The following is a 14,522-nucleotide window of genomic DNA, read 5'->3' on the forward strand; positions in this document are numbered from 1 at the left end:
AAGGGTTTACCGAGGTGGGTCGTTAGGTTCATGGACTCAAGCTGAGCCGGCTCACCCCAGCCATTGGGGAAGTTCAACACGCTGATGCCGCAATTAGAGTGGTAGAGACGCACATAGTGTTCAGGCTGCAGCCCCAAAGCCGTTGCGATCAGCACGCGGTTGATGCCGCTGTGGGCCACCACCAAAATCGTCTGCCCGGCGTGGTGCGGGAGGGTATCTTTCCAAAACTGGGTGGCTTGGTCAAACAGATCCAGCAGCGGATAGATGGTGGTCGTCCCTGTCTCGGTAACCTGCTCCATGGCCAGCTGATGGGGTTCTTGGTGCCACAGCCGCGCCTGTTCGGGAAACTGTTCCTCGACTTCTTTGAAGGTCAACCCTTCCCAGTTCACCAAGTTAATCTCTTTGAGATCATCGCGCTGCTGGAGAGCGGGTACGGCTTGGTTGGGAGCCAGGGTTTCGAGGATTAAGGCAGCGGTTTGCTGGGCCCGTTGGAGAGGACTGCAGTAGGCCGCATCTAAGGGAATGCCTTGCAGCGCTTGTCCTACCTGGATAGCTCCTTGTTTGCCCAGGTCAGTCAGGGTCGATTCGTCGCACTGTCCCTGAATTTTCCGCAAAACGTTGTAGGTGCTCTCGCCGTGTCGTACGAGAATGACGCGAGTATTCAGGGTTCTGTCCTCCAATGTCTGTATCGATGGATTATGGTCGTGCCCCATGGAAGCGATCGCTGCTTGATCGACCACGGACTACCAAAATTTTACCGGTCTCGGTTCCGATCCCCAACGATCTTCTCATAATCCCTGAACGATCGCTGGTGAACGACCGCTAGCGCCAACCCATCACTCGTCGCTACAGGGGGCGGCCTCATCCACCTCGGACGCTTTGGGCCAGAGCATCCGCACGCCCATGACGGCAAAGCCAACCGCAGCGATGGTTTTTACCCAATGGACTGGCAGCAGTTGAGAAACACCTTCCCCCAGCCACACGCCCAGAAAGCTAGCTAGCAATAAGGCAGCGGAGGTGCCCAAGAACACCGCACGCAGAGACCTAGAGCTACCGCCGAGAGCGATCGCTGCAATCTGACTCTTGTCGCCTAGTTCCGACAAAAATACAGTGACGAAACTGAGACCGAGGAGATTGAAATCCATGGTGGCTTGAGTCCTCTAAACAGGGCAAGATAGGTGGCTGAATTAAGGCTGAATAATGTCCCACACGAGCCATAGGGAAATGCCGATCAGCAACGTTCCCACTGATTTTTCTAGGACAGCTTCGGAGACTCGGTTCGAAAGCCAGCGCCCCACTAAGACCCCAATGAGACTGGTGGTAACCAGCGCGGCCCCAGCTCCGAGGAAGACGATCCAGGGTGCCTGGGATTCGGCACTCATCAGCAGAGTGGTGAGCTGGGTTTTATCCCCCAACTCGGCTAGGAAGATAGTGATAAAGGTTGAAACAAAAATCTTAGATTCAATCTGCAGCGTTAAACCCTGGACACCTGTCGGCGGCACAACGGAAGACTTAGGAGTCGCTCCGCAGTCGGCTGCTGACACCTCAGCCTCCTCTAGAACCGCTCCGGGTCGCGGGGGAAGCTGAGTGGATGAGAATGGGGGCGGCAGGTTAGTCACAGGCAGCAGGTTATTTCATTTTCTTTTCATATTATTCCTTAGAAAGGCAGGCGATCGCAACCCGATCGCTCTCGAATCGGTCTCAACGTGATGTTAGACCACCCCATCACCCTGTTTTCAAGGGGTGAAAGACAGCGTCAAATGCCGACGGCGTGGTTGAACCGCAGCATTTCTAAACTGCGCTCACCATAGATACCTTCGATGTGCTCGTGGCAGCATTCAATGGCAAAGTCGTTGAGTTCATCGGGAGTGACGCCAAACAGGTCTTCAAACACATCCGCCTGCACTCGGCAAAACCGAGGGCGATCGTCATAGATGCTGCATTCCCGCGATTGGGCATTGTAGTGAATGCACCAGCCATCATCGCCCACCATGCTGAGATAGAGGGCTAGTTCGTCGGGGTCGAGGTAGGTATCAAGGTCTGGACGTTCTGTGGGATCGAGCTGGCAGCAAGCCCCACATTGTTTAACACATTGCCAAGTGGCCATTAGTCTACTGAGGAGTAAGAGTGAAGGGTGGGGGAAGGGTTGTATCGATGGGGTTCGATGGGGTGGGATTTGGGTCACACGGGAGCGATCGCTTTTGGCTCAATTATGAGGTACCCTGCTCCATCCAGAAGGACGACAGTTGCCGCTGTATAGTCTTGGTGCATCAAGGTTTTGGGTGATCGGTCAGGTATGAGAACTGGAGAATTACCCTCCTTGCATCAACCGTTGAGGGCAACCGTCCTAATTTTTGTAAAATTCCTTAAAATATCGGTGAGCTTCCCCTGTACTATGGTACCGGGAATCTGTCTGAGTTCCCGCTATAGTTTAAGCTAAGCACGTTTACTGATCGAAACTTTGGGAGGAGCGATGGAGGCTTTAACAAGCATTATTGGTGGAGTTAACTGGGAAGCGATCGCACAGTTGACCTTGGTTGGAATGATTATGATTGCGGGGCCCGTGGTGATCTTTGTGTTGGCAGCCCGAGGCGGCGATCTCTAAGCCTGAAACCAACCAGCCCCCGTAATTCTATAGAAGCGATCGCCTATCTCAACGATCAAGGCGATCGCTTTTTTTTGCGCCAACCCAAGTTCGATAACGTCATGGCAATCATGTAGCTTGCTGTTAGGCGAAGCCGCAATGCACCATCTATCTTTGAACGATATCTCATCTCGTGACAGGCTAAGGATGATCGAACGGGTTTATGCTAAGCAAAAAACCTGAGCCATCACGACCCAGGTCTTTTGTCATTTCATAGATAACCCAGGTCTTATGACTGGGATGACGCCCCTAAGCTGCGGCTAAGTTTTGGCTAACGAAGTCCCAGTTCACCAGCTTGTCGAGGAAGGTGGAGATGTAGTCTGGGCGCTTGTTTTGGTAATCCAAATAGTAGGCATGCTCCCACACGTCCATGGTCAGCAGAGGCACTTGACCAGCGGTCAAGGGATTGTCTGCATTTAGGGTCTTGGTGACCTTGAGGGTGCCGTTGTCGAGTACCAACCAAGCCCAGCCGCTACCAAACTGAGTGGCTCCAGCCGTTTTGAAGGCTTCCACAAACTTGTCGAAGCTACCAAAGTCTGCATCAATTTTGGACGCTAGCGCACCGCTGGGAGTACCGCCACCGCTGGGCTTCATGCAGTTCCAGTAGAAGCTATGGTTCCAAGCTTGAGCCGCATTGTTGAAGAGACCAGCTTTAGATGCATCGCCCGCGATCGCCTTGATCACGTCTTCAATGGATTTGCTGTCTAGATCGGTTCCAGACACCGCATCGTTAAACTTGCTCACGTAGGCGGCATGGTGCTTATCGTGATGGAATTCTAGAGTTCCCTTAGAGATGTGGGGTTCTAGCGCGGTGTAGTCGTAGGGCAGTGCCGGCAATTCGTAAGCCATAGGTGTTCATCCTTTCGCAGTAATCTTCATTGTGAGGCACACAGTCACGTTTTGTCTAAAGCCCTAGCAATGGCGCTAAGCCTTAGCGTACGTTCTATCGTCAAGGTGTGCAGGGGTTGAGGTTAAAATGCTCAACGATCGCGTTGGCAAGCATCAGGTGTTGCCCAACTGATCTCTTTTTGCATCCTATCCTGCTGACTCCGATCACTTCATCCCTCGAACGAGAGACGTTGTGAGAGGTTCATGTAGGATTTCTTCACATTTTAGATCGGATCGTCTGATTTCTGTGTGGGGTAGCAGACATGCAGCGCGAGAATCAAGAGGGTATGGGTTCTGGGGGCTGAGGGACAGCATCGATCATCGTCCTAAGGGGGGGCTCTTGATCGTCATTAACCTCACGTCTAGAGGAGTAGCTTTGTCGCAAGCCAATCTTGATCTATCTATCGGTTTGTATCTATCGCTCTATGGCGTGGCTAGTCTGGCAATGTATGGGCAATGTATGGATCGATAGAATCTTGAAGGGCAGAGATATCCCTACCTTGCCGCTTCCGTGAAGAAAAATTAAGATCATAGCGAGACGCTTCATTGTGTAGCCCTGTGCAACTTTCTCCAGCTTCTGCCATAAGTCCGCTTGCCCTTTCTCAGCAGTTGTTGTCTACTCTGGGAACGCGGGTCACGTATCACCACCGAGCTGCCTTGCCGTCGGGGGCTGGTTTGATGGTGGTGAGCAATCATCGCAGTATTTTGGATGTGCCCTTGGTGATGATGGCCTCTCGCCGTCCTGTGCGCTTTGCCTGTCATCACTATATGAGTCGGGTGCCGGTGCTGAACGAAATTGTCACAGGGTTTGGCTGTCTTCCTTTAGGGGCTGCTGACGATCATCAGCGCAGCTTTTTCCAGCAGGCTGTTCACTTGCTCAAAGCTCAGCAGGCGATCGGCATTTTCCCTGAAGGAGCCCAACCGATGGTAGAACTGACGCCCCCTGATGAAACCCGAACCTTTCATCGTGGGTTTGCCCACCTGGCCCTGCGGGCACCGGTGGAAAATCTGGCCATTTTGCCCATTGCGATCGCGTCCCAACAGGAGCTTACCCATTCCGTTTTTCCGCTGCAATTGCTGAGTTGGTTTGATCCATCCGAGCCTCTATTTAATCAAGCTGGTTGGCATCCCCTGGTCATTTATCAACAGGTGGATGTGGTAGTGGGGCAGCCGATTTGGATCACGCCTCAGCATCGCCAAGCCTATCAAGGGCGGCAAGCGCGATCTATGGTCACGGAGCTCACCTCCCAATGTCAGGCAGAGATCGATCGCATGCTGCGCCATGGGGGATAGATGGTTTGCCAACCCTCCCCTCACATCCCATTCTCGTTGAGTAGAATCGTATGGTAAATGTTTTGGAGTCCGCCCAGCACCAACGCTGTCAGTTGTTAAAGCCCTGTGCTCCCAATCCTGGCCAGCCGCCATTCATCTTGTTACCAGGCATGGACGGTACGGCTCAATTGCAGCATGGTCAGGCACGCCAGTTAGCTGATGCGTTTGACGTGCGCTGTTTATCCATCCCCGGTAATGACCTCAGCTCGTGGGATGACTTGACGGATCAAGTGCTGCACTTGATTGAGATCGAGTTTTCTCGCGCGACGGGAAAAATTTATCTCCTCGGCGAGTCCTTTGGCGGATGCCTAGCCCTCAAAGTCGCCCTGCGATCGCCCCGTCTTTTTCAGCGCTTGATTTTGGTCAACCCGGCTTCATCCTTTGAGCGTGCAACCCTTATCCGTTGGGGATCTCACCTCACCCAATGGCTGCCAGGTATTCTCTATCCCTACTCATGCCTGAGTATTCTGCCGTTTTTGGCGGCTCTTAATCGTATGGCAGATTCGAGACGATGGGCTCTCCTTGCTGCCATGCAGAGCGTTAGCCATCAGACTGCCCAATGGCGGCTATCGCTGCTGCATAACCTGAATGTGCCTGATCATCATCTGCGGCAGATTTCCATCCCCACGCTAATTGTTGCCAGCGGCAGCGATCGCCTCTTGCCCTCTGTTGACGAAGCCCGCCGCCTAGAATCGTTGATTTCCCCAGCCCAAACCTACCTGTTGCCCGAGAGTGGTCATGCTTGTCTGTTGGAGGAGACGGTCAGCCTCCGCCGAATTTTGCAGCAGTGTGATTTTATGCCCTAGGGACGGGAGTTCTGTTCTTTGGCTTTGATGTAGATCTCTCGATCCATTTTTGTCCCTTGCCCCTTGAATGATCGGTCAAGACCCATCGGTCATGATGTGGGGGCTAGGAACGATTTAGCGATCGCAGCAGCCATAGCGATCCAGCAAGACCGACAAAGTGGGCCAGCACCGTATTGGTATTAGCCTGTACTACCAAAATATCGATAGGCTGAACCGCCTGGGTGATTCGTTCGTAGAGCGCCCCGCCAGATTGCGGTTGGGATAGAGCCTTGGCAAACAAAGACCCCACTAGGGCCTCTCCTCCCAGCAGAGTAATGAACATGCCAACCATGTTGATGATCAAGCCTATGCGAATGGCATCCATCAAGGCTTTGGGCGTTGGGGGGCGATCGCTCGTTCTCAATGCTCGGGAAAAGCGAATGTAGCGAAATGACCAATAGACACCGACGTAGAGCGCTACGATGCCTAGAAGGGCGAGTGCTACCCCCGCCCCTGCTCCCGGATTGGTGATCGCTGGATTGGGCGATCGATTTTCGGACTGAAGAATTACTGTGGAGAAGAGGAGCACCAGCGTTGACACAACCGCCAACACCGCCTGGATCCAAAGGCTGATCCAGCCTGTCATACGAAAGGCTTGAGCGATGCGCTGCACCGCCACAGGTAGATTCGGTCGATCGAGTTTGGATGCCATAGTGCTTGACGAAAAACCAGAAGCGGTGGCAGGTCACTGAACATGAGGCTGACCGGCGCAACCCGTTCCCCTAACCGTATCATTTAATCACTAGGAGCTAATCAATGGTAATGGACTGGGGGCCCTGTTGATGTCCATTGGTGTCAGTGGGGGGCGTGGAGGGACGTCCTGCCTGCTTGTCGAGCCAGCTTTTCACCGGTTCGTCGGTTAAATTAAGGCGCAAGATGCCGCTCACAAAACCGCCGAGAAAGGCTACGGGCTGAGATGCCAGTTCTTTCAGCAGCGGGGATAGTTCGTTTGTAAACATGGTTGTTCTCCTCACCAATGGGACGTTGAGCCGCTGAGGGCGACTGCCTAAATTGCCATCTAGATGGCACGATCTACTGATGTCTACCTATGTAGGTCTACTGTAGGTCTGCTGTCTACTTATATAGTACGAAAATCTGGAGGTTGCGGCAGCCGAAGGTAGACGGCAGAAGGTAGAACTCCCAAGGACTGAATCCTGAGTCCCAATTCCCGAATCCCAAGGACTGAATCCCAAGGACTGATCACTCAACATGGCCGCCCCATAATCAAGCAAGTTTACTTATCTTTAGAAACCCCAGGTGAAGCGATCGCACCAACGTAAACTTTTAAATCTTTTTGCCGAACTTAAGGACAAAAAACTATACAAAATGAACGATTCTATGGGGTTCGCAACAATTATAAACAAAACATAAACAAACCTTATATGTCAGCAAAGAAGATTCGAAGTTGTGCTTATTGGATTCCTGATATAGTTTTTGGTGAACCTCAATGTTTAGCTAAGAATTAAGCAAGTGGATGGCTTTTGTTCGCCTGCCATCTTGGTTTGTGTAGGTTCGCCCCTGATACAGGTTGCCTGTTGAGATAGATACGGCCTGCTTAGAGCGCTCCGCTTGAGCTAAGCAGAGGGAAATTTTGTTCGGATCTCAGCGATTCATTAGGAAGGGAAACGATGTCTTATTCACAAACGAGAACCCAGTCGAAAGCTGGGTATGATGCCGGTGTTAAGGATTACAAATTAACCTATTACACGCCGGATTACACACCTAAAGATACCGATATTTTGGCTGCATTCCGGATGACTCCTCAGCCTGGAGTGCCACCCGAAGAAGCTGGTGCAGCGGTTGCGGCTGAGTCTTCCACAGGAACCTGGACGACGGTTTGGACAGACTTGCTGACCGATCTCGATCGCTACAAGGGTCGTTGCTACGACATTCAACCCGTGCGTGGCGAAGACAACCAATACATCTGCTACATTGCCTACCCCCTCGACCTGTTCGAGGAAGGCTCTGTCACCAACCTACTGACCTCCATTGTCGGTAACGTGTTTGGTTTCAAGGCGCTGAAGGCTCTCCGTCTAGAAGATTTGCGGATTCCGGTTGCCTACCTGAAGACGTTCCAAGGGCCTCCCCACGGTATCCAAGTTGAGCGCGACAAGCTGAACAAGTATGGTCGTCCTCTGTTGGGTTGTACCATTAAGCCCAAACTGGGTCTGTCGGCGAAGAACTACGGTCGTGCCGTCTATGAATGTCTGCGTGGTGGTCTAGACTTCACCAAAGATGATGAAAACATCAACTCTCAGCCGTTCCAACGCTGGCGCGATCGCTTCCTGTTTGTAGCAGATGCCATCCACAAGGCTCAAGCAGAAACAGGCGAAATCAAGGGTCACTACCTGAACGTGACCGCTGCCACCTGCGAAGAAATGTTCAAGCGGGCTGAGTTTGCGAAAGAGTTGGGCATGCCGATCGTCATGCATGACTTCTTGACCGCTGGTTTCACCGCCAACACCAGCCTAGCTAAATGGTGTCGTGACAACGGTATGTTGCTACACATTCACCGCGCTATGCACGCCGTGATTGACCGTCAGAAGAACCACGGGATGCACTTCCGCGTTCTTGCAAAATGTCTGCGGATGTCTGGTGGTGACCACATCCACACCGGTACCGTTGTGGGTAAACTAGAGGGCGATCGCGACATCACCCTTGGTTTCATCGACCTACTGCGCGAAAACTACATCGAGAAAGACCTATCTCGCGGTATCTACTTCACGCAAGACTGGGCATCCATGCCTGGCGTGATGGCAGTAGCATCCGGTGGTATCCACGTATGGCACATGCCAGCACTGGTGGAAATCTTTGGTGATGAATCCGTGCTGCAGTTTGGTGGTGGTACCTTGGGTCACCCTTGGGGTAATGCACCGGGTGCAACCGCTAACCGGGTTGCTCTGGAAGCCTGTATCCAAGCGCGTAATGAAGGTCGTGACTTGGTGCGTGAAGGTGGCGATGTCATCCGTGAAGCTGCCAAGTGGTCTCCTGAACTCGCCGTTGCTTGCGAAGTGTGGAAGGAAATCAAGTTTGAGTTCGAAGCCGTAGATACCGTCTGATCTGAGGCGATGGTGGAGGATGGGCCATAATTTTCAGTGAGTTTATCCTCCCTCCAGTCCATCTTCCCAAGGTCTGAGGTCAGTCATGGATCTCAAAAGAATAGCGAAAGACACGGTCAAGGTTTTGGTGAGCTACCTCACGTATCAGGCTGTGCGGGTGGTGGTCAGCCAGTTGGGTGAGACCAACCCTCCGCTCTCTCTGTGGCTCAATAACTTTTCCACAACGGGCAAAATCCAGGATGGAGAAGTCTATTTAAGCGACTTGATGCGAGCTAACCAAGACCTTGCATTCCGAGTGATGACGGTGCGCGCCCATCTTGCAGAAGAGGTAGCCGACTATTTGCCAGAAATGGTGCGGACGGGAATCCAACAGGCCAATATGGAGCACCGCCGCCAGTATCTGGAACGGATGACGCAGCTTTCAGCGGCTGCTGTGCCGGAGTTAGAAGCTACTCCTGACGTGATGGAAGAGGGCGATCGCTCGTCTGACTAGTCCATGGTTGATCGTCGAGGGTGTGATCTAGAGATCTAGGTCAAGTCCCTCGGTGCCCTTAGCCATGGTGCCAGTCACGTTTTTTCATAATCCACCATTCAGAGATAGAGACCCAAGCTATGAAGACATTACCCAAAGAGCGCCGGTACGAAAATCTGTCCTACCTGCCCCCTCTGACGGATCAGCAAATTGCTCGTCAAGTCCAGTACATGCTCGATCAAGGCTTCATTCCTTGCATCGAGTTCAACGAAACCTCTGAACCCACCGAGAACTACTGGACGATGTGGAAGCTGCCCCTATTTGGCGTTGCTTCTGTGCAGGATGTGTTGGCAGAAGTGAACGAATGCCGCACCGAATATCGCGACTGCTATGTGCGTGTTGTGTCCTTTGATAACATCAAGCAATGCCAAACCCTAAGCTTCATCGTCCACAAGCCTGGTGCAGGCGGCGGTTTCCGCTACTAAGGTGAGACGTAAGTTTGAGGTTTCAGTCTTGAGATCTCAGGGTTGGTGCCGCAACGGCCGTTATTGATCCTACGTTTGGAACAATAGCAGCCCGTTGCAGTTGAGGAGGTAGAATCATCTACCTCCTTTTTTCAATGCGTTGTCATGGAAGGGTGTGGAGGGATGCTGTGCCCAAAGAATAGGGCAGAGTGCTAAGCTAAGGTGCATTTAGCCGCTACTGCCATACCTGATAACGTGCGGCCAAAACGTCATTCATTCGTCAGTGGAGCGATCGCCCTGTGTCTCCGTCAGAGTCTGCCGTCACTCGGGTCGTCAAGATTATGATCGTGGACTCCGACCCGGTGTTTCGGTTGGGGTTTCGGTTGGGGCTGGAGCGTTTTTCCGATCTTCAGGTGGTGGCGGAAGCCGAGACGGGGGCGATCGCCCTCGATATCCTTGCTGCCCGATCGGCTGAAGATCCCCTTGATCTGATTGTTCTAGAAGCTGCGCTAGGAGCGAGTGACTCCACAGCCCTGCAAGGGCTAGACCTGTGCCGACAGTTGAAGCAGGATCAGCCTGATCGCCCAGTCTTGCTCTTAAGCGATCGCTCGGAAGCCATTTTTATTGCAGCGGCGCAGCAGGTGGCCGCTGATGGTTATTGTCCTCGCCAGGCAACAGCAGAGGTGCTGGTGGGGGTGATGCGTCGTCTGCGGTCGGGTCAATCGACGTGGTTGCTTGCTGACGAGGGGGCGATCGCTCCTGCCGATGACACACCTAGGGCGATCGGGCAACCCGTGGGCCCCTGGGCCAGGCTTTGGCGACGGACTGGACAATCAGGACTGCAGCAGATCGACGATGCCCTAGCTGCGATCGCCGCCAGCCTAGAGGGCCCCATGGGCGAGGTGGAGCGGCTGATCATAGAAGGGCGACAGCGGGAACTGCAGGCAGCTCGCTGGCTGGTGCGGCGCTGGCTGGTACCGGATGTGCCTAGGGTGGAACCCGAGCCAGAGCCGGAATCTCCACCCCCACCCCCAAATGAGACCAGAGCGATCGTGCAACTGCCGGTGCCGGGGGCCCTAGAGCCGCAACTGGCCGCAGTGCATGATGTGCAATCGATCTTATTTGACGCGGTGTTGGCTAAACTGCAACAGCCGCTGGTTAACCAAACCCAGATGCCTTTAGAGATTGATGTGCTGCGAGAGGAAAAGCGGCGGGAACTGTGCTACCTGATTTTGCGGCGATTGGAAGCGATCTTGGATGAATTGCGCTACTCTCAGGTGCAGCCGGATGAGCTGGCCAATAAGCGATCGCCCATTTTGCTCGATCTATGGCAAGCGGTGATCATTGATTTCCTGGGACGCTACTACACCGTTTCGCTCAACGATCGCTCGGTGGAAGTGGTCGCCGTGATTCTAGACGATCAGGAACGCATTCAGCGGGAGTTTCTCGACCCCATTCCCTTTGTGGCAGACTGGCTAGCCCATCTCCTGTTTCAAACACCGCTGTGGGTGGAACGAACGGCCTATCCGGTGGGCAATCCGGCAGCGATCGCCCGCGCAGAGCTGATTCTTGACCATTTGGTAATCCAGTTAGCCAATGCTGTTGTGCAGCCGTTACTAGAGCACTTTGCCACCGCAGAGCCGATTAAACAGACGTTCTACGATCGCCGCGTCATGTCCTTCCGGGAGATGGAGCGCTTCCGCAATGATCTATCCTGGCGCTATCGGTTGACCCGCTACTTTGCGGAGCCGACGGATATGTTTGAAAGTCAGTATCGCTTATTTGCCCTGCGGGGACGCACCATTCGCCAAGTGGCTGTCTATGCACCGCGCACCCAGGATTTAGAGCAACTGTCTGGCTTACCCTACGTGGTGACCCTGGCCCTAGAAGCCCGTGATTCGGTGGCTCCTCGCCTGCGGGCAGCGATCGCCTTTGTGGGCAGTGGCGTTATCTATGTGTTGACCGATGTGGTGGGTCGCGGCATTGGGTTAATTGCCCGAGGCATTCTCAAGGGCGTGGGCGATGCTTGGCAGGATAGCCGCTTTAGTCGCAAGTAGGAAGCTAGTACTCTGAGGCGGAGGTAACCCGCCTAGTTGCTAAGGCAGGAATCCTTGTGTGTCCTGAAGTCTTTTTCGTTTTTCTGTCTTCGTTCTTCGATCTTGCGGCACTAGTCTACCGTAGCGCTTCATCCTGGGAAGGACTCAGGGATGGCAGGCTAGACATCAGGGCTGAGTAGGGATGGGTCATTTGTAAGTAGCACTGGCTGATGCCAAATTGCTCATGCAGGGAGGTTTGCAGCTCTGCCAGGAGGCGATCGCGGCCGTCTACATGGGTGGGCGATACGGAAAGATGGGCGGCGAGCATTACCTGACCGGGGGCGATCGCCCAGAGATGCAGGCGCTGAACTTGGCTGACGGGCTCAAAGTTCAGTAGATGGGCACGAATGGTGTCCACATCTAGGTGGGGCGGAACGGTTTCGAGCAGCACCCGTAAACTTTGCCAAATCAACGGTAGGGTGGCCACGCCAATCAGACCTGCCACTAGTAGACTAATCAGACCATCCGCCCAAGTCCAGCCCCAGAGGGCAATGGCGATCGCTGCTATCACAACGCCTACGGAACTAGCCGCATCAGCAACCATGTGCAAAAATGCGCCACGGATGTTCAAGTCATCGTGGCTATGATGGTGCAGCAACGATGCATTCAGGGTATTGATGCCAAAGCCTACCAGCGCCGTGATCAGCATGGGTCGGCTCAAAATATTTTCATGGGGCGCTTGCAAATGAGCGATCGCTTCCCCACCAATCCACAGGGCGATCGCCAACAGTCCTAATCCATTCACCAAGGCCGCCAAAATTTCGATGCGGCGGTAGCCAAAGGTGGCGCGATGGGTGGCAGGACGCTGGGCCAGCCAACTGGCCAAAAGCGCTAGCCCCAAGGCCAAGCAATCGGAAATCATATGCACCGACTCCGCCAGCAGGGCTAAGCTATGGCTAAACTGAGCGATCGCCCCTTCTGCCAAGGCGAAACTGCCCATGAGCACCAGCGCTAGCCAGAGCCGTTGAAGTTTGGCTGCTGCTGCCTCCGGATCATGGGTCGGATCCGGGGGGCAACAGTCGCAGGTGATTGGGTTGAGAGGGCCAGGGTGAGGGTGCAACATGCTTCGATCGGGTTCAGACAGGTCAAACAGGATACAGCAGAGGATCGCTATGCTCCATTCTAGTGTGACGGGAAACGGTTGGTTTTGAGCCATGGATCTGGGCCCCTACAGCAGCGATCGCTCCATTGCGGATGGCCGGTGGGGGGAACACCCTACCCCTGCAGGGCAATATCTACACTGGGCGATCGCCCAATTTCTTGGAACAATGGAAAGCATCACCCCCTTTGAGGTCACCCATGAAGAATCTTGCCCAATCTTTTTACGCCTGGTATCGCTCCACCCTGCGTAACGCCAAGTATCGCTGGATTATCGTGATTGCAACGATCGTCTATTTGATCAGTCCCATTGATCTAGCGCCAGATTTCATTCCTGTCATCGGTTGGTTGGATGATGGCATCATTGTGACCTTGCTGGTGACGGAGCTGTCGCAGATGGCCATGGAGGTTTTGAAAGCCCGCACCGCTTCGAAGGCTAAGAATCGCCAAGAGCCTGCTACCCCTGAGCCGGTTGTCGTCGAAGTGATGGACTCGTAATCTGCGGCGGAACTTGATCTTGTAGTCGCCACCAGTGTTTCCTGAGCGAAGTCGTTGGCGTAGCCGCCCCAAGGGGGCTAGGGAACGCTGGTTGGGGTATCAAAGCGATCGCTTGTCTTGCATCAACAGCCTAATCTCCAGCTTGGTCACTGCCCCGTAGACTATGCAGGAGATCTCGTGTGGTAAACGGCTTGGCTAGGAAGCCTTGAAAGCCTAACCGTTCCGATTCGGCGATCGCCTCGGCAGAACTCAGACCACTCATGGCGATCGCTCGCACCTGCGGATCCAAGCGTCGTAGCAGAGAAATGGTGGTTAACCCATCCAGCGTAGGCATCATCACGTCCATCAAGACGCAGTGAATCTCCGGCCCATGCTCAGCAAAGAGAGCGATCGCCTGGCCGCCGTGGTTTGCGGTTAAGACAGTGTAGTTGTAGGTCTCCAGGGTCGTTTTGGTGATTTCACAGATGGCTTCTTCGTCATCGACCACCAAAATGCATTCTTGATGCCCAGCTAGGATATCTAGCTCTGTTGACATAGATATAGCTTCTTGCTGGCAGGCGGGTAAGAAAACGGTAAAGGTGCTACCCTGTCCCGGTTGGCTTTGGACATCTAGAAAACCGCTATGGCTTTTGACGATGCCTAAGACGGCGGATAAACCTAGCCCTGTGCCTCGTCCTGGATCCTTGGTGGTGAAAAAGGGATCAAAAATACGATGGATAATATCTGGCGGAATGCCGGTGCCGGTATCTGAGACGGTGACCACAACATAATTGCCAGCCGCTCCATCTAGATAAAGACGCGCCTGTTGTTCATCAATACACTGGTTCTGAGCAACTACGTCCAAGATGCCGCCCTGCAGCATAGCATCACGGGCATTGACACAGAGATTCATGAATACCTGATGCAGTTGGGTAGCGTCGCCGGAAATATTCCACAGATCGGGATCAACATTCATGGAAACAGCGATCGATTTCGGTAAGGTTTGCTCAATAATTTGCTTGATCTCGGCGAGTAGGTAGTTAATTTTGAGCGTTACTCGCTTGCCCTCAATGCCTCGGGCAAAGGATAAAATCTGCTGCACAAGGGTGGCACCCCTATGGGCACTGGTTTCCAGTAAATTGAGTAG

At 53.5% G+C, this 14,522-nt stretch carries 18 protein-coding genes; 9 read left to right on the plus strand and 9 right to left on the minus strand.

Going from position 1 to position 14,522, the window contains the following annotated elements; all coding sequences use genetic code 11:
- From V6D20_18215 to V6D20_18230, 4 genes are all read right to left on the minus strand, one after another.
- A partial coding sequence (locus tag V6D20_18215; GenBank protein HEY9817717.1) for a histidine phosphatase family protein occupies positions 1-740 on the minus strand: 740 nt, incomplete at its 3' end.
- A gap of 96 nt (positions 741-836) precedes the next feature.
- On the minus strand, positions 837-1,145 hold the full coding sequence (locus V6D20_18220) for a TMEM165/GDT1 family protein (protein HEY9817718.1): 309 nt from the start codon (positions 1,143-1,145) through the stop codon (positions 837-839).
- Between the two features lie 42 nt (positions 1,146-1,187).
- Positions 1,188-1,619: a TMEM165/GDT1 family protein gene (locus V6D20_18225; protein ID HEY9817719.1), complete on the minus strand. Its 432-nt coding sequence runs from the start codon at positions 1,617-1,619 to the stop codon at positions 1,188-1,190.
- Positions 1,620-1,756: 137 nt separating this feature from the next.
- A complete protein-coding gene (locus V6D20_18230) occupies positions 1,757-2,107 on the minus strand; it encodes a YkgJ family cysteine cluster protein (protein ID HEY9817720.1) in 351 nt (116 codons plus the stop codon).
- Between the two features lie 366 nt (positions 2,108-2,473).
- Here V6D20_18230 and V6D20_18235 point away from each other — a divergent pair, with 366 nt between their 5' ends.
- Positions 2,474-2,605 carry a photosystem II reaction center protein Ycf12 gene (locus V6D20_18235; protein HEY9817721.1) on the plus strand — a complete coding sequence of 44 codons (132 nt, stop codon included), beginning with the start codon at positions 2,474-2,476 and terminating at the stop codon, positions 2,603-2,605.
- A 288-nt stretch (positions 2,606-2,893) separates the two neighbouring features.
- Here V6D20_18235 and V6D20_18240 read toward each other — a convergent pair whose 3' ends face one another.
- Entirely contained in the window at positions 2,894-3,493 is a 600-nt protein-coding gene (locus V6D20_18240; protein HEY9817722.1) for a superoxide dismutase, read from the minus strand.
- A 597-nt stretch (positions 3,494-4,090) separates the two neighbouring features.
- Here V6D20_18240 and V6D20_18245 point away from each other — a divergent pair.
- Together V6D20_18245 and V6D20_18250 are read left to right on the plus strand one after the other, a co-directional pair.
- A complete protein-coding gene (locus V6D20_18245) occupies positions 4,091-4,825 on the plus strand; it encodes a lysophospholipid acyltransferase family protein (protein HEY9817723.1) in 735 nt (244 codons plus the stop codon).
- Between the two features lie 50 nt (positions 4,826-4,875).
- Positions 4,876-5,670, plus strand: a complete 795-nt coding sequence (locus tag V6D20_18250; protein ID HEY9817724.1) for an alpha/beta fold hydrolase — start codon at positions 4,876-4,878, stop codon at positions 5,668-5,670.
- A 103-nt stretch (positions 5,671-5,773) separates the two neighbouring features.
- Here the strand turns inward: V6D20_18250 and V6D20_18255 are convergent, their stop codons facing one another.
- A complete protein-coding gene (locus V6D20_18255; GenBank protein ID HEY9817725.1) occupies positions 5,774-6,361 on the minus strand; it encodes a DUF3611 family protein in 588 nt (195 codons plus the stop codon).
- A 97-nt stretch (positions 6,362-6,458) separates the two neighbouring features.
- Positions 6,459-6,668, minus strand: a complete 210-nt coding sequence (locus V6D20_18260) for a hypothetical protein (protein HEY9817726.1) — start codon at positions 6,666-6,668, stop codon at positions 6,459-6,461.
- Positions 6,669-7,337: 669 nt separating this feature from the next.
- Between V6D20_18260 and V6D20_18265 the strand changes: the two genes are divergently transcribed.
- The 4 genes from V6D20_18265 (at position 7,338) to V6D20_18280 (ending at position 11,761) form a co-directional block, all read left to right on the plus strand.
- The gene (locus V6D20_18265) at positions 7,338-8,768 is read left to right on the plus strand and encodes a form I ribulose bisphosphate carboxylase large subunit (GenBank protein ID HEY9817727.1); all 1,431 of its coding nucleotides are present in this window, start codon (positions 7,338-7,340) and stop codon (positions 8,766-8,768) included.
- An 85-nt stretch (positions 8,769-8,853) separates the two neighbouring features.
- The gene (locus V6D20_18270; GenBank protein HEY9817728.1) at positions 8,854-9,261 is read left to right on the plus strand and encodes a chaperonin family protein RbcX; all 408 of its coding nucleotides are present in this window, start codon (positions 8,854-8,856) and stop codon (positions 9,259-9,261) included.
- A 119-nt stretch (positions 9,262-9,380) separates the two neighbouring features.
- Positions 9,381-9,725: a ribulose bisphosphate carboxylase small subunit gene (locus tag V6D20_18275; GenBank protein HEY9817729.1), complete on the plus strand. Its 345-nt coding sequence runs from the start codon at positions 9,381-9,383 to the stop codon at positions 9,723-9,725.
- Positions 9,726-10,003: 278 nt separating this feature from the next.
- The gene (locus V6D20_18280) at positions 10,004-11,761 is read left to right on the plus strand and encodes a DUF3685 domain-containing protein (GenBank protein HEY9817730.1); all 1,758 of its coding nucleotides are present in this window, start codon (positions 10,004-10,006) and stop codon (positions 11,759-11,761) included.
- Positions 11,762-11,876: 115 nt separating this feature from the next.
- On the opposite strand, the gene V6D20_18285 is transcribed toward V6D20_18280, so the two are convergent.
- A complete protein-coding gene (locus V6D20_18285) occupies positions 11,877-12,956 on the minus strand; it encodes a cation diffusion facilitator family transporter (protein HEY9817731.1) in 1,080 nt (359 codons plus the stop codon).
- Here V6D20_18285 and V6D20_18290 point away from each other — a divergent pair.
- Both V6D20_18290 and V6D20_18295 read left to right on the plus strand, forming a co-directional pair.
- Complete coding sequence (locus V6D20_18290) at positions 12,955-13,152, plus strand: hypothetical protein (protein ID HEY9817732.1); 198 nt, start codon at positions 12,955-12,957, stop codon at positions 13,150-13,152. The two genes, V6D20_18285 and V6D20_18290, sit on opposite strands and share 2 nt — an antisense overlap.
- Positions 13,100-13,396 carry a YkvA family protein gene (locus V6D20_18295; GenBank protein HEY9817733.1) on the plus strand — a complete coding sequence of 99 codons (297 nt, stop codon included), beginning with the start codon at positions 13,100-13,102 and terminating at the stop codon, positions 13,394-13,396. Before V6D20_18290 ends, V6D20_18295 begins: the two co-directional genes overlap by 53 nt.
- A gap of 130 nt (positions 13,397-13,526) precedes the next feature.
- On the opposite strand, the gene V6D20_18300 is transcribed toward V6D20_18295, so the two are convergent.
- The coding region (locus V6D20_18300) for an ATP-binding protein (GenBank protein HEY9817734.1) at positions 13,527-14,522 on the minus strand (996 nt) is incomplete at its 5' end.

It is taken from the genome of Candidatus Obscuribacterales bacterium (assembly GCA_036703605.1).
Taxonomy (GTDB): domain Bacteria; phylum Cyanobacteriota; class Cyanobacteriia; order RECH01; family RECH01; genus RECH01.

What these genes read in the sequence shown, in the direction of transcription:
- V6D20_18220 (HEY9817718.1), bottom strand. Translation starts at nt 1,145, where the DNA reads ATGGATTTCAATCTCCTCGGTCTCAGTTTCGTCACTGTATTTTTGTCG.
- V6D20_18230 (HEY9817720.1), bottom strand. Translation starts at nt 2,107, where the DNA reads ATGGCCACTTGGCAATGTGTTAAACAATGTGGGGCTTGCTGCCAGCTC.
- V6D20_18235 (HEY9817721.1), top strand. Translation starts at nt 2,474, where the DNA reads ATGGAGGCTTTAACAAGCATTATTGGTGGAGTTAACTGGGAAGCGATC.
- V6D20_18240 (HEY9817722.1), bottom strand. Translation starts at nt 3,493, where the DNA reads ATGGCTTACGAATTGCCGGCACTGCCCTACGACTACACCGCGCTAGAA.
- V6D20_18250 (HEY9817724.1), top strand. Translation starts at nt 4,876, where the DNA reads ATGGTAAATGTTTTGGAGTCCGCCCAGCACCAACGCTGTCAGTTGTTA.
- V6D20_18255 (HEY9817725.1), bottom strand. Translation starts at nt 6,361, where the DNA reads ATGGCATCCAAACTCGATCGACCGAATCTACCTGTGGCGGTGCAGCGC.
- V6D20_18260 (HEY9817726.1), bottom strand. Translation starts at nt 6,668, where the DNA reads ATGTTTACAAACGAACTATCCCCGCTGCTGAAAGAACTGGCATCTCAG.
- V6D20_18265 (HEY9817727.1), top strand. Translation starts at nt 7,338, where the DNA reads ATGTCTTATTCACAAACGAGAACCCAGTCGAAAGCTGGGTATGATGCC.
- V6D20_18270 (HEY9817728.1), top strand. Translation starts at nt 8,854, where the DNA reads ATGGATCTCAAAAGAATAGCGAAAGACACGGTCAAGGTTTTGGTGAGC.
- V6D20_18275 (HEY9817729.1), top strand. Translation starts at nt 9,381, where the DNA reads ATGAAGACATTACCCAAAGAGCGCCGGTACGAAAATCTGTCCTACCTG.
- V6D20_18290 (HEY9817732.1), top strand. Translation starts at nt 12,955, where the DNA reads ATGGATCTGGGCCCCTACAGCAGCGATCGCTCCATTGCGGATGGCCGG.
- V6D20_18285 (HEY9817731.1), bottom strand. Translation starts at nt 12,956, where the DNA reads ATGGCTCAAAACCAACCGTTTCCCGTCACACTAGAATGGAGCATAGCG.
- V6D20_18295 (HEY9817733.1), top strand. Translation starts at nt 13,100, where the DNA reads ATGAAGAATCTTGCCCAATCTTTTTACGCCTGGTATCGCTCCACCCTG.